Below are 1,107 nucleotides of genomic sequence, written 5' to 3' on the forward strand. Positions count from 1 at the left end.
CGGGCAGCCCTGCCCGCGGGCGGCGGCCTGGTCGTCGAGGCGGAACATCGGGCCGGTGTCGGTGGGCTCGTCGTAGTAGCGGTGGAACACCGGGGTGAGCCCACCCGAGATCGGTGGGACGATCCAGCTCCAGTCGACCGGGCAGTGGCGTCCCGCGGCCTGTTCCTTCTCCACGAAGCGCAGGAAGCGCCGCGACTCGCCGTGGTGGTCGGCCAGCGACACCCCGGCCTCGTCGAAGGAGTGCTGCACCGCGGCGGTCAGCTCGATCGCCGCCCGGTCGCGCCACAGGGTGCGGTCGCTGGAGGTGTCGAGCCCCATCGCCTCGGCCACCTCGGCGAGCATGTCGTAGCGATCGGCGTCGGCGAGGTTGCGGGCACTGATCTCGGTGGCCATGTACCAGCCGTTGAACGGCGCCGCCGGGTAGGAGATCCCGCCGATGTCCAGGCGCATGTTGCTGATCACCGGCAGCGCGTGCCAGCGCAGCCCCAGCTCGGCGAACCACGGGTGCTCGGCGTGGGCCAGCGGCACCTCGAGCACCGCCTCGCGGGGCACCTCGAAGACCTGCGGGCCCGCCGCCGCGTGCTCACCGCCGCCGCTGACCACCAGCGGCAGCACATCGAAGCGCCCCATCGGGCTCGGCGGCAGCCACCCCAGCGAGCGCGCGGTGTCGGTGAACCCCACATACCGCGGGTCGCCCAGCACCCGCCCACCGGCGCGGTAGCCGGCGTACCGGATGAGCTGCTCGTTCCACACCCGCGGCCCCGGCCCCGCGGGCCCGTCCGGAGCGAAGATCGTGACCGTCGAACGGATGCGGCCCCGGCGGGTGGCCTCACGCAGATGCCCGACGCACTCGGCCGCGACCTGCTCGGGCGCGCTCACCTGCCGGCGGTCGCGCAGATGCAGGCTGCGCCAGTACAGCCGCCCGATGCAGCGCGCGGAGTTGCGCCACGCGACCCGCGCACCGAACTCGAGCTCCTCACGGGTGTGCACATAGGTGCCGGTGCCGGCGATCTCCTCGCGCACCGCCGCCACCCGCGGCCCCGCCGGGCCCGCCGTCGGGTTCTCGCTGTGGAACAGCCGGACGAACTCCTCGGCCACCTCGGGGTC

Annotated in this window: 1 protein-coding gene; it reads right to left on the reverse strand. The window is 74.0% G+C overall.

What is annotated here, in order from left to right; all coding sequences use genetic code 11:
* Positions 1 to 1,107 (reverse strand): nitric oxide synthase oxygenase (locus PH189_RS30255; RefSeq protein ID WP_420791508.1); only part of this gene is annotated, 1,107 nt, incomplete at both ends.

This window comes from Actinomycetospora chibensis (assembly GCF_028737215.1).
GTDB lineage: Bacteria > Actinomycetota > Actinomycetes > Mycobacteriales > Pseudonocardiaceae > Actinomycetospora > Actinomycetospora chibensis.